Here is a 23,284-nt window from a genome sequence, read left to right as displayed (position 1 = left end):
AGTTAAGAATAGTCCCTAATACGAACCCAGGATCGTCACGGGTGTGATTAATCGTGCGATAACGATCGCTTTACCCGATTCAGCGATATGGATAGTTATGCTAATTACCTGATTACTCATATGTCGGCTTCGGCAGGTATTTTTTTGTAAATGGTAAGAAATAAATCGGCAATAGCCGTTTTGCATGAAAAGAGTATCTTGCAAGGCTGACCTGGACTATCCTTGTCAGCGTCGGGCACGCGTGTGCCGGTGTGCGCTTTTTTGGGTGAAAGGAGTAATAAAATGGCGACAGGAAAGTCCTGCTCTCGCTGGTTTGCGCCTATTGCGGCGTTGTTGATGGTTGTTAGCCTGAGTGGGTGTTTTGATAAAGAAGGCGATCAGCGCAAAGCGTTTATCGATTTTCTGCAGAATACAGTGATGCGCAGCGGCGAGCGGTTGCCGACGCTGACTGCGGATCAGAAAAAACAGTTTGGCCCCTTCGTGTCCGATTACGCCATTCTTTATGGTTACTCACAGCAGGTGAGCCAGGCGATGGATTCCGGAATTCGTCCCGTGGTGGATAGCGTGAACGCCATCCGCGTTCCGCAGGATTATATGACGCAGCGCGAACCGCTTCGCCAGTCCAACGGTGCGCTTGGCGTGCTGAGCCAGCAGTTGCAGAATGCGAAAATGCAGGCTGACGCGTCACGTTCTGCGCTGAAGCAGGGCGACGATCTCAAACCGGTCTTCGACAAAGTGTATGAGAAAGTGGTGACGAAACCGTCTGAAGCGCTGCAACCGCTGATTCCGGCCGCGCAAATCTTCACGCAACAGCTGGTTCAGGTGGGCGACTTTATTGCCCAGCAGGATACTCAGGTAAGCTTTGTTGCCAACGGCATTCAGTTCCCGACCTCGCAGCAGGCAAGCCAGTACAATACGCTGATTGGGCCGCTGGCCTCCCAGCATCAGGCCTTTAGCCAGGCCTGGAGTGCCGCAGTCACGGCTACAGAATAAACCGAAAAAACCCCGTCTCTGGCGGGGTTTTTTTATGCTTATCGAAAATAACGCTTGTCATTCTTCTACCACATCGGTATAACTATCCCCGTCGGTTTGTTACACAGACCTAAAGCAGTTTAGTAAAGCAGTCCAGATTGTTATCCATAGATACCCTTCGTTGTGACCCTTCCTTCATCGCTTAAAAATCTGTAACGCAATCCATCAAGCCGGAAGGCTCAATATATTTGTTAATAAGGTAATTTCTATGTCTGCTAAAATGACTGGTCTGGTAAAATGGTTCAACGCTGATAAAGGTTTCGGCTTCATCACTCCTGACGATGGCTCAAAAGACGTGTTCGTACACTTCTCTGCTATCCAGAACGATGGCTACAAATCTCTGGATGAAGGTCAGAAAGTTTCCTTCACCATCGAAAGCGGCGCTAAAGGCCCAGCAGCTGGTAACGTTGTAAGCCTGTAAGCTTCCAACCCAGTAGCACAAAATTCAAAAACCCGCCTTCTGGCGGGTTTTTTCGTTTCTATCGTTGCACCTGCGGGTTCACGCAGTTTATCTCCACCTTTCCGCTAAGGGCGGCGATGAGATTATCGACCGCAGTGGCCGCCATGCTGTAGCGCGTCTCATGGGTGGCTGAGCCGATGTGCGGCAGCGCAACCACGTTAGGCAGCGAAAGCAGCGGGGAATCCACCGGCAGCGGCTCCTGCTCAAAGACGTCCAGACCTGCTGCATGGATCTCACCGTTCTGCAGAGCTTCAATCAGCGCCTGCTCATCCACCACCGGGCCGCGACCCGCGTTGATGAAAATGGCGGATTTCTTCATTTTTTCAAATGCGGATTTGCCAATCAGATGACGCGTTTCGTCCGTCAGCGGCAGAACCAGGCAGACAAAATCAGCTTCCTGCAGCAGGGTATCCAGCTCGCAGTAGCGGGCGTTGAAGCGTTCCTCGGCTTCACCGTGATGGCGACGCGCGTTATACAGAATCGGCATGTTAAAACCAAAATGCGCGCGCTGCGCCAGCGCCAGCCCGATACGCCCCATACCAACAATGCCCAGCGTTTTGCCGTGAACGTCCACGCCGAACCAGTCCGGACCTATGCTTTTTGTCCACTCGCCCGCTTTCACGCGCCCGGCGACTTCCACCACGCGACGTGCCGTGGTGAGTACCAGCGCCATCAGCGTATCGGCCACGGTTTCCGTCAGGGCATGTGGCGTATGCATCAGCAGGATCTTGCGGGCATTAAGGGCATCCACATCAAAGTTGTCGTAACCCACGGAAACGGTAGAGGTAGCACGAAGCTTCGGCATTTTCTCCAGCAGGGCGACATCCACTTTCTCGCTTGAACCCAGCAGGCCTTCGGCGCTGGCGAACGCTTCGGCGTGCTGCGCCACGGTTTCCGGGCTCAGATTCTTCACCTGCGTGACGGTGAAGTGTTCTTCAAGACGTTTCTGCAGATCTTCCGGCAATGCTTTATACAAAATGACGGACGGCTTCATGCTAATCTCCGTTGATTTTTAAGGATTCAGGCGTGGCGAGCGCCGACAGGGTGTTGTTGATTATTAGCAGGCTTAACAATCAGAGTAAGCCACACGGAGGCGAAAAGCGCCACCCCCATAAAGATGTACGATGCGGACGGGCTGCCGGTGGCACCGTTCAGGTAACCGACGAACCAGGAGCCGCAGAACGACCCCAGCGCACCCATACTGTTAATCAGCGCCATCGCGCCACCCGCCACGTTACGCGGCAGCATTTCCGGGATGATGGCAAAGAACGGACCGTACGGGGCATACATGGCGGCACCGGCGACCACCAGCAGGGTATAAGAGGCCCAGAAGTGATTTGCACCCACGGCCCACGAGCCGATAAAGGCAAAAGCAGCGATCAGCAGCAGCGGCCAGACAAACAATTTTCGGTTCTGCAGCTTGTCCGACGCCCAGGAGACGACGATCATGGCGATGGTCGCGGCCAGATACGGTACGGAAGAGAGCCAGCCCACTTCTACCATGCCGAGGTTCTCACCGCCGCTGCGGATAATCGACGGCAGCCACAGCACAAAGCCGTACACGCCAATGCTCCAGGTAAAGTACTGCGCGCAGAGCAGGATCACGTTGCGCGAGCGGAAGGCTTCACCGTAGTTGCGTACCGCCTTCAGACCTTGCTGTTCTTTATCCAGCTGCGCCTGCAGCGCTGCTTTTTCGTCTTCGGAAAGCCATTTCGCCTGGGCAGGTTTATCCTTCACCAGCACCCACCAGCAGAATGCCCAGATCACTGCCGGGACCCCTTCGATGATAAACATTTCGCGCCAGCCGAAGGACTGGATCAGGTAGCCAGACACCACCGACATCCACAGCACCGTCACCGGGTTACCGAGGATCAGGAAGGTATTCGCGCGCGAGCGTTCAGATTTGGTAAACCAGTTGCTGATGTAGATCAGCATCGCCGGCATGACCGCCGCCTCAACGACGCCGAGGATAAAGCGAATGGCGGCCAGGGCAGGAATATTGTTCACCACGCCGGTCAGTGACGCGCAGGCACCCCACAGGATCAGGCAGACGAAGATCAGCTTACGCACGCTGCGGCGTTCCGCATAAATCGCGCCGGGGATCTGGAAGAAGAAGTAGCCCAGGAAGAAAAGGGCACCCAGCAGGGAGGAGATACCTTTGGTGATGCCGAGGTCCTCTGTGATCCCCGCCGCGGACGCGAAGCTGAAGTTGGCACGGTCAAGGTACGCCAGGCTGTACGTGATAAACACGATTGGCATGATGTACCACCAGCGTTTTACTGCATTGGTCGAACTGTTCATAGGCTTGCCTCTGTTGTTGAGGTTGTTACCGCCGTTGTCTGTAGGGTACACGGTGGCTTGTTTTGTTGAGTGCGATTTATGCTCCTCACCCCGGCCCTCTGGGGAGAGGGTTAGGGTGAGGGGGATGTTTATTCGTTAAGCTCTGCTCGTGTGGGTAATCCTTCGCTGTCGCCCTGCACCTGAATGGCCAGCGAGCCAATTTTGTTGCCCCGCGCCACGGCCTGCGGCAGCGTTTTGCCTTCCAGCAGAGCGCTAATCACGCCCACGGCAAAACCGTCGCCCGCGCCGACGGTGTCGACAACGTTCTCAACCTTCACCGCCGCGACAGCGCCCTGTTGGCCGTCGGCCGTCTTAAACCATGCGCCATCGGCGCCGGTCTTCAGCACCACCGCTTTTACCCCTTTATTCAGGTAGAAATCGGCAATGCCTTCCGGCGTGCTTTCGCCGGTCAGGATCATCCCTTCTTTCAGGCCCGGCAGAACCCAGTCCGCTCTGAACGCCAGACGGTTGAGCTTCTCGACCATTTCCGCTTCGCTTTTCCACAGCACCGGGCGCAGGTTCGGATCGAAGGAGATCGTTTTTCCCTGGGCTTTGAGAGTGGCTGCCGCGTGATCCAGCAGTTCATACGAGCTGGCGGACAGCGCTGCCGCCACGCCGCTCAGGTGAAGGTGGCGCGCGGAGGCGAAATAGTCGGTGTGGAAATCCGCTACAGAGAGGTGGCTGGCGGCCGATCCCTTACGGAAATACTCCACGATGGGATCGGTTCCATTTTCGACCTTAGATTTAAGCTGAAAGCCGGTAGGGAAGCGTCCATCAAGGGTGACGCCTGCGGCATCAATACCCTCTTTTTTCAGCGAGTCGAGGACGAAATGGCCAAAACTGTCGTCCCCCACGCGGCTGACCCAGCCGACGTTCAGGCCGAGACGCGCCAGGCCGGTCGCGACGTTCAGCTCTGCGCCCGCCACGCGTTTGATAAAGTGCTCCACCGCGCTCAGTTCGCCCGTTTCAGTGGCGACAAACATCGCCATGGCTTCGCCGATCGTGATGACATCCAGCTTCTTGTGCATGGTTTACTCCTCGCGCAGCAGGTTGACGTAATGGCGGGTAACGGCGGTTAAATCCGTCCCTTCCAGCGGGAACTCGATACCGCGCGGGGCATCGGCAGGCAGCTGGCCGAGCAGATCCAGCCAGCGCGCATCGGCGTGGTCCGGCGCCACGGCGCGGAAGTTATCTTTATGCGGCACGGCGGCTTTAACGTGGATATAGCTCACCGCAGGGGCGAGGTGACGCGCGGCCTCTTCGGGCGAATCGCCAACCCACAGCCAGTTACCCATGTCGAAGGTCAGCGTGACGGGGAGCGCCATTTCCCGACAGGCGGCCTGGAAGCGCTGCATGGGCGCGAGCTGACCGCAGTCGGTCTGATCGTTCTCCACGACCAGCGCCATGCCGCTTGCGTTCAGCAGGCTACGCAGGGCGTCGAGAGGCTGCGCGTCGCGGAAATGGCCCAGGGAAACCTTCAGCCACAGGGCGTTCAGGGTGCTGGCCTCAGAGAGGTAGCGGGTCAGGTCCGGGTTGAGGGTGCCGTCGGGCATAAACAGGGCGGCGGGGGCGGAGTAGCACGCCAGCAGGCCGAGCAGCTCGATGGATTCTCCCAGCGCAGGCAGCGCCAGCAGCTCTTCACTGCTGAACAGTTCCCGGCGGATCTCTACGCCGTCTGCCCCCGCGCCTGCAATCACGGGCAGCATTGCCCGCTGACCGCCTGCCTGTCGCACCTGTTCCGCACCGTACGCGGCGGTGACCACCATAATTTTCCTGCCCATCTTCGGACTCCATCGCAACATATCAATACTATTACGCTAGATGGAACCGGTTCCAAAGAAAAGGTCAGGATGTCGAATTTATGATCGGTATCACAAGGGAAAATTAACGCGCCGTGGAGCCGCGAACGATCAGCTCGCCGGAGAAGACCTGCTCGCGAACGGCATCGCTGGTGCCTTCAATGCGACGAACCACTTGTTCAACAGCAGCATAGCCAATCTGCCAGGTGGGCTGTTTGAGTGTCGTAATGCCGACGCCCGCCAGCTCCGCCCACTCCAGTTCATCAAACCCCAGCAGACCGATATCGCTGCCCCAGTGCAGGCCAATGCGCTTGAGCGAGCGGGCGACCTGAAGCGTCAGCGCCCCGTTGGCGGAGATAACGGCTTTGCGCATCCCGCGATGGCGCGTGTGGAACTGGCGCAGGGTGTTGTCGAGCTGGTCAGCTTCGTGAAGCGGCGTTTCGGCATTTTCGGCGATTACGCCAGGATATCGCTCCAGCGTGGTGCGAAATGCGCTCAGGCGTTCGCGACGGGTGTTGACCATCCCTAAGGGTTCACTCAGAAACAGAATGGCCTCGAAGCCCTGTTCGATCAGATGTTCGGTGGCGGTAGTAGCGGCCTGGGTGTTATCCAGGCCGACCACATCGCAGGCAAATTCCGGGATTTTACGGTCGATAAGGACCATAGGCAGAGATGACTGCTGCAGGCGGTTTAAACCCTCTTCCCGCATGCCCACCGCGTTCACCACAATCCCTTCGACCTGATAGCTGCGCAGCAGATCGAGGTAATGCAGCTCCTGGTCGACTTCGTTGTTGGTATTACAGACCAGCGGCGTGAAACCCTTCTCGCGACAGGCGGCTTCAATACCGCTGAGCACGTTAACGGAATAGGGGTTGGTGATATCGGCGATGATTAGCCCGATAAGGCGGGTGCGGCCGCGTTTGAGCCCGCGCGCCATGAGGCTGGGACGGTAGTCGAGATCGGCAATGGCCTGTTCAATACGCGCCAGCAATGCGTCGGACAGCAGGTGTTTCTCGCCGTTGAGGTAGCGCGAAATGCTGGTTTTACCGGTTTTGGCGGCTTTCGCCACGTCGCTGATGGTGGCCCGGGCTGGTTTGCTCATCGCTGATTTCCCTGAATTTAGTGAGAATACCTTAGCGGGAAAATCTGGCGAATCAAGTAATTTGCCCGGTGGCGCTGCGCTTACCTGGGGTGCGGTCTGGTGCCCTCACCCCAACCCTCTCCCACGGGAGAGGGTGCAACCACTAAAAACGGCAACGAGCGTTGCCGTTTTGCTTTTACCTACTGAATTGGGCTTAACGTAATCTCAACGCGGCGGTTCTGCGCTTTGCCTTCCGCCGTGCTGTTGCTGGCAATAGGGTTGGCAGGGCCCATGCCGCTGGTGCGAATGCGGCTGGCTTCAACGCCCTGGGTAATCAGCGCGCTGGCCACGGCGTCGGCGCGCTGCTGGGACAGACGCATGTTCAGATCCTGGCTGCCGGTGCTGTCGGTATAGCCCATCACGTTAACGGCGGTCTTGTTGTACTCTTTCAGCACCATTGCCACGCCGGTCAGCGTGTTCGCACCTGCGGGTTTCAGCGTTGCGCTGCTGCTGTCGAAGGTCACGTTGTTCGGCATATTCAGGATGATGTTATCGCCGCTGCGCGTCACGCTCACGCCGGTTCCCTTCATTTTGTCGCGCAGCTTCGCTTCCTGCACGTCCATGTAATAGCCAACGCCGCCACCCAGCGCCGCGCCCGCCGCTGCGCCAATCAGCGCGCCTTTGCCGCGGTCTTTCTTGGAGGAGGAGAGCGCTCCAACGCCTGCGCCGACCAGCGAGCCGATACCCGCGCCGATGCCGGATTTACCCGCTTCACGCTCACCGGTGTAAGGGTTAGTTGTGCAGCCAGAAACAGCCAGTGCACCGCTCACCAGAGCGGCAATAACGAGTACGCGTTTTTTCATCTTCTTTCCTTAATCCTTTTTATTCTTTGCCACGGCGAGCGTGGCAGTTGATTATGACGTCCAGATACGGAGAAAATTCCGGGTATAACTCTGAAATTTGTGACAAACCATAAACTGCCTCAGAAAGAAGGCCGTAAACCTGCACGCAACCAGGAGCGCACGCTTGAGCACCTCAACGAAAACCATTCTGACCGCCGCCCACTGGGGGCCGATGCTGGTCGAAACCGATGGCGAAAATGTTCTGTCGTCCCGCGGGGCACTGCCAACCCAACATCCCAACTCGTTACAGACCGTCGTTCGCGATCAGGTGCATAGCAAAACGCGCGTGCGCTGGCCGATGGTGCGTAAAGGTTTTCTGGCCTCGCCGGACAAGCCTCAGGGTATTCGCGGTCAGGATGATTTTGTTCGCGTGAGCTGGGATGACGCGCTGGCGCTGATCCACGCCCAGCATAAGCGCATTCGCGACAGCTACGGTCCGTCGTCCATTTTCGCCGGGTCGTACGGCTGGCGTTCTAACGGCGTGCTGCACAAGGCCTCGACGCTGCTGCAGCGTTACATGAGCCTGGCGGGAGGCTATACCGGCCATCTCGGGGATTATTCCACCGGCGCGGCGCAGGCGATCATGCCGTACGTCGTGGGCGGGAACGAAGTGTACCAGCAGCAGACCAGCTGGCCGCTGGTGCTGGCGCATACCGACGTGGTGGTGCTCTGGAGCGCCAACCCGCTGAATACGCTGAAAATTGCCTGGAATGCCAGCGACGAGCAGGGCATCGGGTATTTCGACGCGCTGCGCAAAAGCGGCAAGCGCATCATCTGCATTGACCCGATGCGCTCTGAAACCATGGATTTCTTCGGCGACAGCGCCGAGTGGATTGCTCCGCATATGGGCACCGACGTGGCGATGATGCTGGGGATTGCCCATACGCTGGTAGAAAACGGCTGGCACGATGTTGAATTCCTGACGCGCTGTACCACCGGCTTCGATAAATTCGCCGACTACCTGACGGGCCAATCCGATGGGGTTGCGAAAACGGCTGAGTGGGCGGCAGATATTTGCGGCGTACCTGCAGATAAAATCCGCGAACTGGCGACGTTGTTCCATAAAAATACCACTATGCTAATGTCCGGCTGGGGAATGCAGCGTCAGCAGTTTGGCGAGCAAAAACACTGGATGCTGGTAACGCTTGCCGCAATGCTTGGGCAGATCGGCACGCCGGGCGGGGGTTTTGGTCTCTCCTATCACTTTGCGAACGGCGGGAACCCGACGCGTAAAGCGGCGGTGCTGGCGTCTCTGCAAGGCTCGGTGCAGGGTGGCGTCGATGCCGTGGATAAAATCCCGGTGGCGCGGATCGTTGAAGCTCTGGAAAACCCCGGCGGTTTTTATCAGCACAACGGTCTGGACCGCCACTTCCCGGACATTAAATTTGTCTGGTGGGCGGGCGGATCGAACTTCACGCACCATCAGGATACCAATCGCCTGATCCGCGCCTGGCAAAAGCCGGAGCTGGTGGTGATCTCAGAGTGCTTCTGGACCGGCTCGGCTAAGCATGCAGATATCGTGCTGCCAGCGACCACCTCGTTTGAGCGTAACGATCTCACCATGACCGGCGACTACAGCAACCAGCATATGGTCCCGATGAAGCGCGTTGTCGCCCCGCGCGATGAGGCGCGTGATGATTTTGACATCTTTGCTGAACTAAGCGAGCTGTGGGAAGCGGGCGGTCGCGAGCGTTTTACCGAGGGGAAAAGCGATCTGCAATGGCTGGAGACCTTCTACCAGATTGCCGGACAGCGCGGCGCGGCGCAGGGCGTGACGCTTCCGCCCTTTGCTGAGTTCTGGGAGGCGAACCAGATTGTCGAGATGCCGGAGAGCGAACAAAACGCGAAGTTTGTCCGTTTTGCCGATTTCCGCCGCGACCCGGAGAGCAACCCGCTGAAAACCGAGAGCGGAAAGATCGTGATCTATAGCGAGCGTATCGCCAGCTTTGGCTATGCCGACTGCCCGCCACACCCTATGTGGCTCGAGCCGGACGAGTGGCACGGCAACGCCCAGCCGGAACAGCTGCAGGTGTTGTCAGCGCATCCCGCGCACCGTCTGCACAGCCAGCTTAACTATACCTCCCTTCGCGAGCAGTATGCGGTCGCCGGGCGAGAGCCGATCACGCTGAATACCCTTGATGCGAAAGCCCGCGGGATCGCGGACGGCGACGTGGTGCGCGTCTGGAACTCGCGCGGGCAGGTGCTGGCAGGGGCGGTGGTGAGCGACGGGATTAAACCGGGCGTAATCTGCATTCATCAGGGCGCATGGCCTGACTTTGAGCCCGCCGAGGGAGGGATCTGTAAAAACGGGGCGGTTAACGTGCTGACTAAAGATCTCCCCAGCTCGAAGCTGGGGAATGGCTGCGCAGGGAACACGGCGCTGGCCTGGGTAGAGAAATATCAAGGCCCCGAGCTTACCTTAACGGCGTTTGATCCGCCTGCCAGCTCATGATCCACGTCGGGTGCTGGGTATCATCCTGCCAGGCGCTGTCTTCAATGCGAAAGCCCTGAGCATGGTAGAAATTCACCGCCCGGACATTTTTCTGGTACACCTCCAGGGTTAAATGCGGGAAGCGCTGTTGAACATGGTTCAGCAGCGCGCGCCCGATGCCTTTCCCGATGCATGATGGTGCGACAAACAGCGCGCCGACAAACTGAGACTGCATCACGCTGATAAATCCGTATGGCTCGCCATCCTGTTCCCAGACCCAGGTTTCCGCCGACGGCAGGTAAACGTCCCGCACCATGGCCTCGTTCTCTTTCCAGTAACCCGGCTCGATAAACGGATGCGCTTCCGTGGTGCTTTCAAGCCACAGGCTCAGAAGCGGCGCGGTATTCTCACTTTGCCATTTGCGGATCATGATGGCCTCCCGGATGACAGAAGCAGCCGGTAACGTGGTCGTTGACCAGGCCACAGGCCTGCATAAAGGCGTAGCAGATGGTGGAGCCGACAAACTTAAAGCCGCGTTTTTTCAGGGCCTTCGAGAGGGCATCCGAGGCCGGGGTAGAGGCCGGGATTTCCGCGAGCGTGGCGGCCTGGGTGACCTGCGGATCGTTGTTCACAAACGTCCAGACAAAATCTGAGAACGATTCGCCGTTTTGTTCCATCGCCAGGTAAGCGCGTGCGTTACCGATGATGGCCTGGATCTTACCGCGATGGCGGATGATGCCGGCGTCCTGCACCAGGCGTTCCACGTCTTCATCGGTCATCGCGGCGACGGCGACAGGATCGAACTGGTGGAAGGCGTTGCGGTAGTTTTCGCGTTTCTTCAGTACCGTAATCCATGACAACCCCGCCTGCTGGCCCTCCAGGCAGATCATCTCAAAGAGTTTTTTGCCATCCGTTTCCGGCACGCCCCATTCCCGATCGTGATAGTCGATATAAAGCTGATCCTGGCTCACCCAACCGCAACGTTCCATCCGTCATCTCCCTTATTGATACTGATTTCGCAAAAATTTCGTTCTGACTGGCTTGACGTGTTTACTATAAAGACAATAGTTAATACAAGGGCTATAAGCTCTTCCTGAATAACGACAAATATCGCCGAATTCGGCTCTCTCTGGGGTCGCGTTGATGATGATAAATAAAATCAGTGGTCGCCATGCTGCTTCTGGCCTGGTGGGAATTTCAGCCTGCCTGTTTTTTTGTAATACAGCGTCTGCCTGGCAACAGGAATATATCGTTTCAGACGCCCAAAATAATACGGCGGAACGCTATACATGGGACGCGGATCACCAACCGCGTTATGAGGATATTCTTGCTGAGCGTATTCAGTCTTCGCAAAACACGCCGGGTCTGGCCCTGAATATACCGTCTGGCAGCACGACGGAGGGGGCGATGAGCGTGGGCTGGAATTTTCCTGTTTCAGCGCGTATCACCACCGGTCCGGTAGTGGCGTGGCGGTACGACGGCACGGCTCCCATGATGATCAACGAGTTTGGTGATAGCGCGTCGACGCAGGCACTCACCGACCCGCTCTGGCATGCCAGCGTCAGCACGCTGGGGTGGCGCGTGAATACCCAGTACGGCGATCTCCGTCCGTGGGCGCAGATTAGCTATAACCAGCAGTTTGGCATGCCGCAAACGCCAGCCCCTGCCCAAAACGGTAGCTGGATGGACGTCACCGTGGGAACGGATATTCCTTTTAATACGCACGTGGCGGCCTATGCGTCGCTGGCTCAGGGGGAGCACACCACCACCGGTGAGGAGTTTTTATACACCCTCGGCGTTAGCGCAAATTTCTAGAGTTGTTACTTTTTTAAACGTTACGATAACATCTCGAATACAACAACCACGGGCTTTACAGCGATAGCGGGTACTAACACGCTGTCGCTTTATTCCCGGGCCAGGCCATTCATTCCCGATTCCAGGCATTTCATTCCGTTCCGCCTGCATTTCATGCCGTTTTACCCCAGGCGTATTAAGGTTTTGTTTATCGTTGTCCTCAGCGAACTTCCTTAATTTCTCTTGCAGGACAACTGCCATGAACACATCAACTTATAACCGCACGCGCTGGCTCACGCTCTTTGGCACCATCGTCACCCAGTTTGCGCTGGGGTCGGTCTATACCTGGAGCCTGTTTAACAGTGCGCTTTCCGACAAACTCGGCGCACCGGTCAGCCAGGTTGCGTTCTCCTTTGGTCTGCTGAGCCTGGGTCTGGCGATTTCGTCTTCCGTCGCGGGCAAGCTGCAGGAGCGTTTTGGCGTGAAGCGTGTGACCATGGCGTCCGGCATTCTGCTGGGGTTGGGCTTTTTCCTGACGGCGCATTCCAGCAACCTGATGATGCTGTGGCTGAGCGCCGGCGTGCTGGTGGGGCTGGCGGATGGCGCAGGTTACCTGCTGACCCTGTCAAACTGCGTGAAGTGGTTCCCGGAGCGTAAAGGCTTAATCTCCGCGTTCGCCATCGGCTCTTATGGCCTGGGCAGCCTCGGGTTCAAATTTATCGACTCCCATCTGCTGGCGTCTGTTGGCCTCGAAAACACCTTTATGATCTGGGGCGCAATCGTGCTGGTGATGATTCTGTTCGGCGCCACGCTGATGACCGATGCGCCGCAGCAGGAAATCAAATCCGTTAACGGCGTGGTGGAGAACGACTTCACTCTCGCGCAGTCCATGCGTAAGCCACAGTACTGGATGCTGGCGGTGATGTTCCTGACGGCCTGCATGAGCGGTCTGTATGTCATCGGTGTGGCGAAGGATATCGCGCAGGGGATGGTGAAGCTGGATGCGGCAACGGCGGCGAATGCGGTGACCGTGATCTCCATTGCTAACCTCTCCGGTCGTCTGGTGCTCGGTATTCTGTCTGACAAAATCGCCCGCATCCGTGTGATTACGATTGGGCAGGTGGTTTCGCTGGTCGGCATGGCGGCGCTGCTGTTCGCTCCGCTGAATGAAGCTACCTTCTTCGCGGCGATTGCCTGCGTGGCCTTTAACTTCGGCGGCACCATTACCGTCTTCCCGTCGCTGGTGAGCGAGTTCTTTGGCCTGAACAATCTGGCGAAAAACTACGGCGTTATCTATCTGGGCTTCGGCATCGGCAGTATCTGCGGCTCGCTGATTGCCTCCCTGTTCGGCGGGTTCTACGTGACCTTCTGCGTCATATTTGCCCTGCTGATTATCTCGCTGGCGCTCTCGACCACGATTCGCCAGCCGCAGCGCGAAGTATTCAAAGAAGCGCACGCGTAAGCTGTATGAAAGAGGCCTCTGTGGCCTCTTTTTTCTTTATGCGAGACGCTTTCCGTCTCGATAATTTGTAAAAATTTACACCGATCACACTCTCTGCTGCCACTTTTCTCTCCCGCTGTGGTCTACTTATCGCGCTTGTAGACGTTTCTAATAACGCTTCCTTACGCATTTACTTACTCTGTCCGCTTTCTCTTTGAGATTCGTCGGGTTTTTATACCCCTTCCCCCAGGGTTGTTTGCATGAAATACATTAGGTCTCTTACCCAGCAAAGATTGTGTCTGATGCTGGCTGTCTATATCGGATTATTTCTGAATGGCGCGGTACTGTTCAGAAGAGTGGAAGGTTATTTTGAAAACCTTACCGTAAGTAATAGTATTTTTGCCGCCATTGAAGTATTCGGCTCCGTCCTCGCCACCTTCTTCCTCTTACGCCTGCTGTCCCTTTTTGGCCGACGTACCTGGCAAATTTTGGCCTCGCTGGTGGTGATTATTTCCGCCGCCGCAAGTTATTACATGACCTTTATGAACGTGGTCATTGGGTACGGTATCGTTGCCTCGGTGATGACCACGGATATCGATCTCTCGAAAGAGGTGGTAGGGAAAGGCTTTATCGTCTGGACGGTTTTAACCTGTCTGATACCGCTGTTCTTTATCTGGAACAATACGTGCCGCTATACGCTGCTACGCCAGCTGCGCACGCGTGGACAGCGGATCCGCAATATCGTGGTTGTCCTGCTGGCAGGCTTGCTGGTATGGGCGCCTATCCGCCTGATGGAAACGCAGCAAAAACGTGTTGAGAAAGCGACGGGCGTGGATATGCCAAGCTACGGCGGCGTGGTGGCAAACTCCTATTTGCCGTCCAACTGGCTGTCAGCGTTAGGTCTGTATGCCTGGGCGCAGGCGGATGAATCCAGTGATGTGAAGTCTCTGATCAATCCACTGAAAAAATTCACCTACCAGCCGCCAGCCGAAGGGATTGATGATACGTACGTCGTCTTTGTCATCGGTGAAACGACGCGCTGGGATCATATGGGCATTCTCGGCTATAACCGGGACACCACGCCAAAGCTGGCGCAGGAAAAGAACCTGGTGGCCTACCGTGGCTACTCCTGCGATACCGCAACCAAGCTCTCGCTGCGCTGCATGTTTGTGCGTGAAGGCGGTGCAAGCGATAACCCGCAACGCACGCTGAAAGAGCAGAACGTGTTTGCCGTGCTGAAGCAGCTTGGGTTTAGCTCAGACCTGTTCGCGATGCAAAGTGAGATGTGGTTCTACACCAACACGCTGGCAGATAACATTGCGTACCGTGAGCAGATTGGCGCCGAACCGCGTAACCGCGGTAAAAACGTCGACGACATGCTGCTGCTGGAAGAGATGTCGCAGTCCCTCAAGAACCATCCGCAGGGCAAGCATCTGGTTATTCTGCATACCAAAGGGTCGCATTACAGCTATTACCAGCGCTACACGCGTGATTTCGCGAAGTGGCAGCCTGAGTGCGTGGGCATTAATAAAGACTGCAGCAAGCAGGAGCTGATCAACGCCTACGACAACTCGGTGCTGTACGTGGATACCTTCCTGAGCCGGGTCATTGACCAGCTGCGCGATAAAAAAGCGATTGTAATTTACGCGGCAGATCACGGTGAATCCATCAACGAGAAAGAGCACCTGCACGGTACGCCGCGCAAGCTGGCACCGCCAGAGCAGTTCCGCGTGCCGATGATCATGTGGATGTCGGATAAGTACCTGGAAAACCCGGAGAAGGCGAAGATGTTTGCTCAGCTGAAGAAAGAGGCGGATATGAAGGTGCCGCGTCGTCACGTTGAGCTGTACGACACCATTATGGGTTGTCTCGGCTATACCTCACCGAATGGCGGGATTAACGAAAACAACAACTGGTGTAAACTCCCTGATAACAGCGTAAAAGCCGCGCAGTAGCTGCTCTGGCGAGAATATCGCCAGTTGAATGGCTTTTTGAAAATAAGGGATTGACGGGGGCGCACCTCAGCAGTAAGATGCGCTCCGCATTCGGCGAGTAGCGCAGCTTGGTAGCGCAACTGGTTTGGGACCAGTGGGTCGGAGGTTCGAATCCTCTCTCGCCGACCACATTCTGAAAAGGGCTAACCGCAAGGTTAGCCCTTTTTGCATTATGACCTTATCCCGTCAGAGTATCCAAAACGCCCCTTAGACCTGCTTCTCCCTGCCTGTTAACGATTTTGTGACATAATCCATTGTATTTTTTTATATATAGATTGATCTTTTTTCGCGTTGCTTATGGATAACCTCAGCATTTTTCGCTGTGCGTTTTAACGTTCGCGGTATTTAGTGCTCAGATAATCACCATTCTGCAAGAAAATTTACCCATTCTGAATAAAAGTTAATCACTGATTGTTGCGAAATATGAAGAGACTTGTGCTGCAAGATAGCGAGTAGCATAAATTTCCCTGCTGAAAACTGGCATGCATAGTTTTTTTAATCTTTGTTTGCGGTTTCTCACACTCAGCGTAAATCCCCGTCACCTGTATTGACGTTTTCACATTCTGTTGACAGATTGTAGGGCATGAGGGGCATTTCAGGGACGATCTGCGCTGCAACTCAAACGCTCTTCTGAAAGGATTCTCCATCCCTTTAAAGCCTTCGGGCATCACCGACCGGACCGGGTAAAAAATAAATAAAGGTCTGGCGGCGTAACACAACAAAGCAAAACATCACATTGGAGCAGAATAATGAGTATTTCCTTGAAGAAGTCAGGGATGCTGAAGCTTGGTCTGAGCCTGGTGGCTATGACCGTGGCAGCAAGCGTACAGGCAAAAACCCTGGTTTACTGTTCTGAAGGCTCGCCGGAAGGCTTTAACCCACAGCTCTTTACCTCTGGTACGACTTACGACGCAAGCTCTGTACCGATCTATAACCGTCTGGTTGAATTCAAAACCGGTACCACGGAAGTGATTCCGGGTCTGGCCGAGAAGTGGGACGTCAGCGAAGACGGCAAAACCTATACCTTCCACCTGCGCCAGGGCGTGAAGTGGCAGGACAGCAAAGAATTCAAACCAACGCGCGACTTCAACGCCGACGACGTTGTGTTCTCCTTCGACCGTCAGAAAAACGCGCAGAACCCGTACCACAAAGTGTCTGGCGGCAGCTATGAATACTTCGAAGGGATGGGCCTGCCTGACCTGATTGCTGAAGTGAAAAAAGTGGACGATAAAACGGTTCAGTTCGTGCTGACGCGTCCGGAAGCGCCATTCCTGGCTGACCTGGCCATGGACTTCGCCTCAATTCTGTCCAAAGAGTATGCGGACAACATGCTGAAAGCCGGTACGCCGGAAAAAGTTGACCTGAACCCAATCGGTACCGGTCCATTCCAGCTGCTGCAGTACCAGAAAGACTCCCGCATTCTGTATAAAGCGTTCGAAGGCTATTGGGGCACCAAGCCGCAGATCGACCGTCTGGTCTTCTCCATCACGCCTGATGCGTCAGTGCGTTATGCAAAACTGCAGAAAAACGAATGCCAGGTAATGCCGTACCCGAACCCGGCTGATATCGCCCGCATGAAGCAGGACAAGAATATTAACCTGCTGGAGCAGGCTGGCCTGAACGTGGGCTATCTCTCCTTCAACACCGAGAAGAAACCGTTTGATGACGTGAAAGTGCGTCAGGCGTTGACCTACGCGGTGAACAAAGAAGCGATCATCAAGGCGGTTTACCAGGGCGCAGGCGTTGCTGCCAAAAACCTGATCCCACCAACCATGTGGGGCTATAACGACGACGTTAAAGACTACACCTACGATCCTGAGAAAGCGAAAGCGCTGCTGAAAGAAGCGGGCCAGGATAAAGGCTTTACCGTTGAGCTGTGGGCGATGCCGGTACAGCGTCCTTACAACCCGAACGCACGCCGTATGGCGGAAATGGTTCAGGCTGACTGGGCTAAGGTTGGCGTTCAGGCCAAGATTGTGACCTACGAGTGGGGCGAGTACCTGAAGCGCGCCAAAGCGGGTGAGCACCAGGCGGTAATGATGGGCTGGACCGGTGACAACGGGGATCCGGACAACTTCTTCGCCACCCTGTTCAGCTGCGCGGCGGCGAAAGACGGTTCTAACTACTCTCGCTGGTGCTACAAGCCGTTTGAAGACCTGATCCAGCCGGCGCGTGCGACCGACGATCACAACAAACGTATTGAACTGTACAAGCAGGCTCAGGTTGTTATGCACGATCAGGCTCCGGCGCTGATTGTTGCTCACTCCACCGTGTACGAGCCAGTGCGTAAAGAAGTGAAAGGCTACGTGGTTGATCCACTGGGCAAACACCACTTCGAAAACGTATCTGTTGAATAATAAGTAGGGTGTTCTCCCTCTCCCTCCGGGAGAGGGCAGGGGTGAGGGGCGTGCATGCATCCCCTCACCCTAACCTTCTCCCGCTGGGAGAGGGAATTTACATTTGTGAGCAATACAGACGTCACGCCACTGGTCGTGCGTCATCAGAGAGAATCCGGGTTATGTTGCAGTTCATCCTCCGACGTCTGGGACTTGTTATCCCCACGTTTATCGGTATCACCCTTCTCACTTTTGCCTTCGTCCATATGATCCCCGGCGACCCGGTAATGATTATGGCGGGCGAGCGTGGTATTTCCCCTGAGCGCCATGCACAGCTGCTGGCGGAACTCGGTCTCGATAAGCCGATGTGGCAGCAGTACCTCCACTATATCTGGGGCGTGTTGCACGGTGATTTAGGGATTTCGCTGAAAAGCCGTCTTCCGGTGTGGGACGAGTTCGTGCCGCGTTTTAAAGCGACGCTGGAGCTTGGCGTCTGCGCCATGATTTTCGCCACTGCGGTGGGTATTCCCGTCGGGGTACTGGCTGCCGTCAAGCGTGGCTCTATTTTTGACCACACCGCCGTGGGCCTGGCGCTGACCGGCTACTCCATGCCTATCTTCTGGTGGGGCATGATGCTGATCATGCTGGTATCGGTGCAGCTTAACCTGACACCAGTCTCCGGGCGCGTCAGTGATATGGTCTTCCTGGATGACTCCAACCCGCTCACCGGCTTTATGCTGATTGATACGGCTATCTGGGGCGAAGAGGGCAACTTCATTGATGCCGTGGCGCACATGATCCTGCCTGCCATGGTGCTGGGCACCATTCCTCTGGCGGTGATCGTGCGAATGACCCGTTCATCAATGCTGGAAGTGCTGGGTGAGGATTATATCCGCACCGCGCGCGCCAAGGGCCTGACGCGTATGCGCGTCATCATCGTCCATGCGCTGCGTAATGCCATGCTGCCGGTGGTGACCGTTATCGGCCTCCAGGTGGGGACGTTGCTGGCGGGGGCGATCCTGACCGAAACCATCTTCTCCTGGCCGGGCCTTGGACGCTGGCTGATTGACGCGCTGCAACGCCGTGACTATCCGGTTGTGCAGGGCGGTGTACTGCTGGTCGCGACGATGATTATCCTCGTCAACCTGCTGGTCGATTTGCTGTACGGCGTGGTGAACCCGCGTATTCGTCATAAGAAGTAAGGGACCATCATGTCACAAGTCACTCAAAATAAAGTGGTCGCTGCACCGGTTCCTATGACGCCGCTGCAGGAATTCTGGCACTACTTCAAGCGCAATAAAGGCGCGGTGGTAGGGCTGGTGTATGTCGTAATCATGATCCTGATTGCGGTGTTTGCGAACTTCCTCGCACCGTATAACCCGGCGGACCAGTTCCGCGATGCGCTGCTCGCGCCGCCTGCGTGGCAGGACGGCGGTAGCCTGACGCACCTGCTGGGTACTGATGACGTGGGTCGCGACGTGCTGTCGCGTCTGATGTACGGCGCGCGCCTGTCGCTGCTGGTCGGCTGTCTCGTTGTTGTGCTGTCGCTGATCATGGGCGTTGTACTCGGTCTGGTTGCCGGTTACTTCGGCGGCATCGTTGATAACATCATCATGCGTATCGTCGACATCATGCTGGCGCTGCCAAGCCTGCTGCTGGCGCTGGTGCTGGTGGCGATCTTCGGCCCGTCGATAGGCAATGCCGCGCTGGCATTGACCTTCGTGGCGCTTCCTCACTACGTGCGTTTAACCCGTGCGGCGGTGCTGGTGGAAGTGAACCGCGATTACGTCACCGCGTCTCGCGTGGCGGGTGCCGGTGCGATGCGCCAGATGTTCGTCAATATCTTCCCTAACTGCCTTGCGCCGCTGATTGTTCAGGCGTCGCTCGGTTTCTCTAACGCCATTCTTGATATGGCCGCTCTTGGCTTCCTGGGCATGGGTGCGCAGCCGCCAACACCGGAGTGGGGCACCATGCTCTCCGACGTGTTGCAGTTCGCACAAAGCGCCTGGTGGGTTGTCACCTTCCCGGGTCTGGCAATCCTGCTGACGGTGCTGGCATTTAACCTGATGGGTGATGGCCTGCGTGATGCGCTTGATCCCAAACTGAAGCAGTAAGAGGCACGAGATGGCGTTATTAAATGTAGATAAATTATCGGTGCACTTCGGCGACGAAGGCACCCCGTTTCGCGCCGTGGACCGCATCAGCTACAGCGTAAATCAGGGCGAAGTGGTTGGCATTGTCGGGGAGTCCGGTTCCGGTAAGTCAGTGAGCTCGCTGGCGATCATGGGGCTGATTGATTACCCGGGCCGCGTGATGGCGGAAAACCTGCAGTTTAACGGTCAGGACCTGAAGCGCATTTCTGAAAAACAGCGCCGCCAGCTGGTGGGCGCCGAAGTGGCGATGATTTTCCAGGATCCCATGACTAGCCTGAACCCCTGCTACACCGTTGGTTTCCAGATTATGGAAGCGATTAAGGTGCATCAGGGCGGGAATAAGAAAACCCGTCGTCAGCGCGCGATCGATCTGCTGAACCAGGTGGGTATTCCGGACCCGGCATCGCGTCTGGACGTTTACCCGCATCAGCTCTCAGGTGGGATGAGCCAGCGCGTGATGATCGCGATGGCGATTGCCTGTCGACCAAAACTGCTGATTGCGGATGAACCGACGACGGCGCTGGATGTGACCATTCAGGCGCAAATCATCGAGCTGCTGCTGGAGCTGCAGCAGAAAGAGAATATGGCGCTGGTGCTGATTACGCACGATCTGGCGCTGGTGGCCGAAGCCGCGCACAAAATCATCGTGATGTATGCCGGTCAGGTGGTCGAAACCGGAAATTCACACGATATATTCCGCGCGCCGCGTCACCCGTATACCCAGGCGCTTTTACGCGCGCTGCCGGAGTTTGCCCAAGACAAAGCGCGTCTGGCGTCGCTGCCGGGTGTGGTACCGGGTAAATATGACCGTCCGCAGGGCTGTCTGCTCAATCCGCGCTGTCCGTATGCGACGGACAAATGCCGGGCAGAAGAGCCAGAGCTTAACCAGCTTGCTGACGGTCGTCAGTCGAAATGCCACTACCCACTCGATGATGCCGGGAGGCCAACACTATGAGTACGCAACAGGCCACCACGCAACAGCCGCTGTTGCAGGCCATCGATCTGAAAAAATACTACCCGGTGAAGAAGGGGCTGTTTGCCCCTGAACGCCTGGTGAAAGCGCTGGACGGCGTCTCTTTTAACCTCGAACGCGGTAAAACGCTGGCGGTGGTGGGGGAGTCTGGCTGCGGCAAATCCACGCTGGGCCGTCTGCTGACGATGATTGAAGTGCCGACCGGCGGGGAGCTCTACTATCAGGGGCAGGACCTGCTCAAGCACGATCCGCAGGCGCAGAAGCTGCGTCGCCAGAAAATCCAGATTGTGTTCCAGAACCCCTATGGTTCTTTGAACCCGCGTAAAAAAGTCGGGCAGATTCTGGAAGAGCCGCTGCTGATCAACAGTAATCTGAGCAAAGAGCAGCGCCGTGAAAAAGCGCTGGCGATGATGGCGAAGGTCGGCCTCAAAACCGAGCATTACGATCGCTATCCGCACATGTTCTCCGGCGGCCAGCGTCAGCGTATTGCGATCGCCCGCGGGCTGATGCTCGATCCGGACGTGGTGATTGCCGATGAGCCGGTCTCCGCGCTCGACGTATCCGTACGTGCGCAGGTGCTGAACCTGATGATGGATCTCCAGCAGGAGCTGGGGCTCTCTTACGTGTTCATCTCCCACGACCTGTCGGTGGTGGAGCATATTGCCGATGAAGTAATGGTGATGTACCTGGGGCGCTGCGTGGAGAAGGGGACTAAAGACCAGATCTTTAATAACCCTCGTCACCCGTATACCCAGGCGCTGCTGTCTGCGACGCCGCGTCTGAACCCGGACGATCGTCGTGAGCGTATTAAGCTGACGGGGGAACTGCCAAGCCCGCTGAATCCGCCTCCGGGATGCGCATTCAACGCCCGCTGCAGTCGCCGCTTTGGCCCGTGCACCCAGCTCCAGCCGCAGCTGAAGGATTATGGCGGCCAGCTGGTTGCCTGCTTCGCGGTCGATCAGGATGAAAATGGCGAGAAGCCACAGGCATAACGAAAAAAACCGGCGCTAAGCCGGTTTTTTTATGTCTGCTTGATTATTTCCGCAGGCGAATCTGGTCGACGGCGTGCTTCTCGCTCTTGGTGAGGATCAGGCTCGCGCGCTCGCGCGTCGGCAGGATGTTCTCTTTGAGGTTGACGTAGTTGATTTCATTCCACAGTCCCGTGGCCACGTTGATCGCTTCTTCTTCAGAAAGCTGAGCATAGTGGTGGAAATAGGAATCCGGGTCAGTGAACGCCCCTTCGCGGAACTTCAGGAAGCGGTTGATGTACCAGTTTTGCAGCAGGTCTTCCGGCGCATCGACATAAATAGAGAAATCGACGAAATCCGAGACGAATACGTGATGCGGGTCGTGAGGATAGTCCATCCCGCTTTGCAGCACGTTCAGACCTTCCAGAATCAGGATGTCCGGCTGGACCACGGTTTTATCCCCGCCCGGGATGCGATCGTAGATCAGGTGTGAATAGACTGGCGCAGTCACGTGCGGCACGCCGGATTTCAGGTCAGAGACAAATTTCACCAGACGGTGCATATCATAAGAAAGCGGGAAGCCTTTCTTCTTCATCAGTCCGCGTTCTTTTAACACCTCGTTCGGGTGCAGGAAGCCGTCGGTGGTGATCAGCTCCACGCTGCGGTGTTCCGGCCAGCGGCTCAACAGCGCCTGCAGGACGCGCGCGGTGGTACTTTTACCCACGGCCACGCTGCCTGCGATACTAATGATATAAGGAATACGTTGACCGTTCGTCCCGAGAAACTGCTCCAGCACGGCCTGACGGCGCAGGTTCGAGCTGATATAGAAGTTAAGCAAGCGAGAGAGGGGGAGATAAATTTCTGCCACCTCTTCCAGGGACAGATCTTCGTTTATCCCTTTTAACCGTGCGATTTCACCTTCCGTCAGCGTCATAGGGACGGAATCACGCAGGGCAGCCCACTGGCTGCGGTTAAAGTGAAGATAAGGCGTCATTAACGTTTGCTCTTTTTTGCTCATAAGCATGCTTCAGTGAGCCAGCATCACACTGCCGGATCATGGCTCATCACACAGTTAATTTTGGACAATGGGCAGGAGGTTAACACCAGATGACGGGAATAATAAGAAAAAAGATGGAAAGCGCTGCGTAACGCGGAAGCCGTCACGCTACGGTGAATACGGTGCAAATCACGCTGATATGTTGAATATTTGACCTCAAATGACTACTTTTACAGCGTCCGACACGCTCTTCGCATAAAATGTGAGCGAAAGAACGTTTTATGCAAATTTTTAGTTGCATGACCGCGCAGGTATCCATAGAATGCGCGCTACTTGATGCCGACTTAGCTCAGTAGGTAGAGCAACTGACTTGTAATCAGTAGGTCACCAGTTCGATTCCGGTAGTCGGCACCATCAAGTCCGGTGGGGTTCCCGAGCGGCCAAAGGGAGCAGACTGTAAATCTGCCGTCACAGACTTCGAAGGTTCGAATCCTTCCCCCACCACCACTTTCTGGCAGCGTAAATGCCGCCGGAGCTGGTTGGAAAAATTAGCCAGCTCAAACTGAAAAAGAGAGAAATCTCT

The 23,284-nt window shown here is 56.2% G+C and carries 20 protein-coding genes and 3 tRNA genes; 14 read left to right on the top strand and 9 right to left on the bottom strand.

Annotated elements, in window-relative coordinates:
- Positions 1 to 282: 282 nt before the first annotated feature.
- Complete coding sequence (locus BJ885_RS18875) at positions 283 to 993, top strand: DUF3053 domain-containing protein (protein ID WP_023309949.1); 711 nt, start codon at positions 283 to 285, stop codon at positions 991 to 993.
- Between the two features lie 247 nt (positions 994 to 1,240).
- Positions 1,241 to 1,453, top strand: coding sequence for an RNA chaperone/antiterminator CspA (gene cspA, locus BJ885_RS18870; RefSeq protein ID WP_003860775.1), 213 nt, complete (start codon positions 1,241 to 1,243; stop codon positions 1,451 to 1,453).
- A gap of 58 nt (positions 1,454 to 1,511) precedes the next feature.
- On the opposite strand, the gene ghrB is transcribed toward cspA, so the two are convergent.
- The 6 genes from ghrB to BJ885_RS18840 form a co-directional block, all read right to left on the bottom strand.
- Positions 1,512 to 2,486, bottom strand: coding sequence for a glyoxylate/hydroxypyruvate reductase GhrB (ghrB, locus tag BJ885_RS18865; RefSeq protein WP_121932620.1), 975 nt, complete (start codon positions 2,484 to 2,486; stop codon positions 1,512 to 1,514).
- Between the two features lie 26 nt (positions 2,487 to 2,512).
- Positions 2,513 to 3,793, bottom strand: coding sequence for an MFS transporter (locus tag BJ885_RS18860; RefSeq protein ID WP_023309951.1), 1,281 nt, complete (start codon positions 3,791 to 3,793; stop codon positions 2,513 to 2,515).
- Between the two features lie 128 nt (positions 3,794 to 3,921).
- A complete protein-coding gene (locus BJ885_RS18855) occupies positions 3,922 to 4,860 on the bottom strand; it encodes a sugar kinase (protein WP_121932621.1) in 939 nt (312 codons plus the stop codon).
- A 3-nt stretch (positions 4,861 to 4,863) separates the two neighbouring features.
- The gene (locus BJ885_RS18850; protein WP_038417725.1) at positions 4,864 to 5,613 is read right to left on the bottom strand and encodes a sugar phosphate isomerase/epimerase; all 750 of its coding nucleotides are present in this window, start codon (positions 5,611 to 5,613) and stop codon (positions 4,864 to 4,866) included.
- A 103-nt stretch (positions 5,614 to 5,716) separates the two neighbouring features.
- Positions 5,717 to 6,733, bottom strand: a complete 1,017-nt coding sequence (locus BJ885_RS18845; RefSeq protein WP_023309954.1) for a LacI family DNA-binding transcriptional regulator — start codon at positions 6,731 to 6,733, stop codon at positions 5,717 to 5,719.
- A gap of 179 nt (positions 6,734 to 6,912) precedes the next feature.
- Positions 6,913 to 7,575, bottom strand: coding sequence for an OmpA family lipoprotein (locus BJ885_RS18840; protein WP_121932622.1), 663 nt, complete (start codon positions 7,573 to 7,575; stop codon positions 6,913 to 6,915).
- 211 nt (positions 7,576 to 7,786) lie between these two features.
- Here BJ885_RS18840 and BJ885_RS18835 point away from each other — a divergent pair, with 211 nt between their 5' ends.
- Positions 7,787 to 10,066: a molybdopterin guanine dinucleotide-containing S/N-oxide reductase gene (locus BJ885_RS18835; RefSeq protein ID WP_259467232.1), complete on the top strand. Its 2,280-nt coding sequence runs from the start codon at positions 7,787 to 7,789 to the stop codon at positions 10,064 to 10,066.
- Here BJ885_RS18835 and BJ885_RS18830 read toward each other — a convergent pair.
- Positions 10,029 to 10,475, bottom strand: coding sequence for an N-acetyltransferase (locus BJ885_RS18830; protein WP_032661790.1), 447 nt, complete (start codon positions 10,473 to 10,475; stop codon positions 10,029 to 10,031). The two genes, BJ885_RS18835 and BJ885_RS18830, sit on opposite strands and share 38 nt — an antisense overlap.
- Entirely contained in the window at positions 10,453 to 11,034 is a 582-nt protein-coding gene (gene tag, locus BJ885_RS18825; protein ID WP_024909083.1) for a DNA-3-methyladenine glycosylase I, read from the bottom strand. Before tag ends, BJ885_RS18830 begins: the two co-directional genes overlap by 23 nt.
- Before the next feature lie 154 nt (positions 11,035 to 11,188).
- On the opposite strand from tag, the gene BJ885_RS18820 reads away from it, so the two are divergent.
- The 9 genes from BJ885_RS18820 to dppF all read left to right on the top strand — a co-directional run bounded on the left by BJ885_RS18820 (position 11,189) and on the right by dppF (position 21,728).
- The gene (locus BJ885_RS18820) at positions 11,189 to 11,860 is read left to right on the top strand and encodes an autotransporter domain-containing protein (RefSeq protein ID WP_121932624.1); all 672 of its coding nucleotides are present in this window, start codon (positions 11,189 to 11,191) and stop codon (positions 11,858 to 11,860) included.
- Between the two features lie 238 nt (positions 11,861 to 12,098).
- Positions 12,099 to 13,301: an MFS transporter gene (locus tag BJ885_RS18810; protein ID WP_121932625.1), complete on the top strand. Its 1,203-nt coding sequence runs from the start codon at positions 12,099 to 12,101 to the stop codon at positions 13,299 to 13,301.
- Positions 13,302 to 13,540: 239 nt separating this feature from the next.
- Positions 13,541 to 15,235, top strand: coding sequence for a kdo(2)-lipid A phosphoethanolamine 7''-transferase (gene eptB, locus BJ885_RS18805; protein ID WP_029742037.1), 1,695 nt, complete (start codon positions 13,541 to 13,543; stop codon positions 15,233 to 15,235).
- 91 nt (positions 15,236 to 15,326) lie between these two features.
- Positions 15,327 to 15,403: transfer RNA gene (locus tag BJ885_RS18800), tRNA-Pro, on the top strand.
- A 620-nt stretch (positions 15,404 to 16,023) separates the two neighbouring features.
- Positions 16,024 to 17,631 carry a dipeptide ABC transporter periplasmic-binding protein DppA gene (gene dppA / locus BJ885_RS18790; protein WP_033146993.1) on the top strand — a complete coding sequence of 536 codons (1,608 nt, stop codon included), beginning with the start codon at positions 16,024 to 16,026 and terminating at the stop codon, positions 17,629 to 17,631.
- A 161-nt stretch (positions 17,632 to 17,792) separates the two neighbouring features.
- The gene (gene dppB, locus BJ885_RS18785; protein ID WP_023334097.1) at positions 17,793 to 18,812 is read left to right on the top strand and encodes a dipeptide ABC transporter permease DppB; all 1,020 of its coding nucleotides are present in this window, start codon (positions 17,793 to 17,795) and stop codon (positions 18,810 to 18,812) included.
- A 9-nt stretch (positions 18,813 to 18,821) separates the two neighbouring features.
- Positions 18,822 to 19,724, top strand: a complete 903-nt coding sequence (gene dppC, locus BJ885_RS18780; RefSeq protein WP_029742039.1) for a dipeptide ABC transporter permease DppC — start codon at positions 18,822 to 18,824, stop codon at positions 19,722 to 19,724.
- Between the two features lie 10 nt (positions 19,725 to 19,734).
- Entirely contained in the window at positions 19,735 to 20,718 is a 984-nt protein-coding gene (gene dppD, locus BJ885_RS18775; protein WP_008502772.1) for a dipeptide ABC transporter ATP-binding protein, read from the top strand.
- Positions 20,715 to 21,728 carry a dipeptide ABC transporter ATP-binding subunit DppF gene (gene dppF / locus BJ885_RS18770; RefSeq protein ID WP_023309965.1) on the top strand — a complete coding sequence of 338 codons (1,014 nt, stop codon included), beginning with the start codon at positions 20,715 to 20,717 and terminating at the stop codon, positions 21,726 to 21,728. The genes dppD and dppF overlap by 4 nt, the downstream gene beginning before the upstream one ends.
- Before the next feature lie 43 nt (positions 21,729 to 21,771).
- Here dppF and coaA read toward each other — a convergent pair whose 3' ends face one another.
- Positions 21,772 to 22,722, bottom strand: a complete 951-nt coding sequence (coaA, locus tag BJ885_RS18765) for a type I pantothenate kinase (protein ID WP_021242480.1) — start codon at positions 22,720 to 22,722, stop codon at positions 21,772 to 21,774.
- A 317-nt stretch (positions 22,723 to 23,039) separates the two neighbouring features.
- On the opposite strand from coaA, the gene BJ885_RS18760 reads away from it, so the two are divergent.
- Positions 23,040 to 23,115: transfer RNA gene (locus BJ885_RS18760), tRNA-Thr, on the top strand.
- Positions 23,116 to 23,123: 8 nt separating this feature from the next.
- Positions 23,124 to 23,208: transfer RNA gene (locus BJ885_RS18755), tRNA-Tyr, on the top strand.
- Positions 23,209 to 23,284 lie beyond the last annotated feature (76 nt).

This window comes from Enterobacter sp. WP_7_1, assembly GCF_003688535.1.
GTDB lineage: Bacteria > Pseudomonadota > Gammaproteobacteria > Enterobacterales > Enterobacteriaceae > Enterobacter > Enterobacter asburiae.
Note: the sequence above shows the minus strand (reverse complement) of the source record. Positions and strands in the feature narration are given on the sequence as shown.

Excerpts from the sequence above, each read along its gene's own strand:
- BJ885_RS18875 (WP_023309949.1), top strand. The coding sequence starts at position 283 with ATGGCGACAGGAAAGTCCTGCTCTCGCTGGTTTGCGCCTATTGCGGCG.
- cspA (WP_003860775.1), top strand. The coding sequence starts at position 1,241 with ATGTCTGCTAAAATGACTGGTCTGGTAAAATGGTTCAACGCTGATAAA.
- ghrB (WP_121932620.1), bottom strand. The coding sequence starts at position 2,486 with ATGAAGCCGTCCGTCATTTTGTATAAAGCATTGCCGGAAGATCTGCAG.
- BJ885_RS18860 (WP_023309951.1), bottom strand. The coding sequence starts at position 3,793 with ATGAACAGTTCGACCAATGCAGTAAAACGCTGGTGGTACATCATGCCA.
- BJ885_RS18855 (WP_121932621.1), bottom strand. The coding sequence starts at position 4,860 with ATGCACAAGAAGCTGGATGTCATCACGATCGGCGAAGCCATGGCGATG.
- BJ885_RS18850 (WP_038417725.1), bottom strand. The coding sequence starts at position 5,613 with ATGGGCAGGAAAATTATGGTGGTCACCGCCGCGTACGGTGCGGAACAG.
- BJ885_RS18845 (WP_023309954.1), bottom strand. The coding sequence starts at position 6,733 with ATGAGCAAACCAGCCCGGGCCACCATCAGCGACGTGGCGAAAGCCGCC.
- BJ885_RS18840 (WP_121932622.1), bottom strand. The coding sequence starts at position 7,575 with ATGAAAAAACGCGTACTCGTTATTGCCGCTCTGGTGAGCGGTGCACTG.
- BJ885_RS18835 (WP_259467232.1), top strand. The coding sequence starts at position 7,787 with ATGCTGGTCGAAACCGATGGCGAAAATGTTCTGTCGTCCCGCGGGGCA.
- BJ885_RS18830 (WP_032661790.1), bottom strand. The coding sequence starts at position 10,475 with ATGATCCGCAAATGGCAAAGTGAGAATACCGCGCCGCTTCTGAGCCTG.
- tag (WP_024909083.1), bottom strand. The coding sequence starts at position 11,034 with ATGGAACGTTGCGGTTGGGTGAGCCAGGATCAGCTTTATATCGACTAT.
- BJ885_RS18820 (WP_121932624.1), top strand. The coding sequence starts at position 11,189 with ATGATGATAAATAAAATCAGTGGTCGCCATGCTGCTTCTGGCCTGGTG.
- BJ885_RS18810 (WP_121932625.1), top strand. The coding sequence starts at position 12,099 with ATGAACACATCAACTTATAACCGCACGCGCTGGCTCACGCTCTTTGGC.
- eptB (WP_029742037.1), top strand. The coding sequence starts at position 13,541 with ATGAAATACATTAGGTCTCTTACCCAGCAAAGATTGTGTCTGATGCTG.
- dppA (WP_033146993.1), top strand. The coding sequence starts at position 16,024 with ATGAGTATTTCCTTGAAGAAGTCAGGGATGCTGAAGCTTGGTCTGAGC.
- dppB (WP_023334097.1), top strand. The coding sequence starts at position 17,793 with ATGTTGCAGTTCATCCTCCGACGTCTGGGACTTGTTATCCCCACGTTT.
- dppC (WP_029742039.1), top strand. The coding sequence starts at position 18,822 with ATGTCACAAGTCACTCAAAATAAAGTGGTCGCTGCACCGGTTCCTATG.
- dppD (WP_008502772.1), top strand. The coding sequence starts at position 19,735 with ATGGCGTTATTAAATGTAGATAAATTATCGGTGCACTTCGGCGACGAA.
- dppF (WP_023309965.1), top strand. The coding sequence starts at position 20,715 with ATGAGTACGCAACAGGCCACCACGCAACAGCCGCTGTTGCAGGCCATC.
- coaA (WP_021242480.1), bottom strand. The coding sequence starts at position 22,722 with ATGAGCAAAAAAGAGCAAACGTTAATGACGCCTTATCTTCACTTTAAC.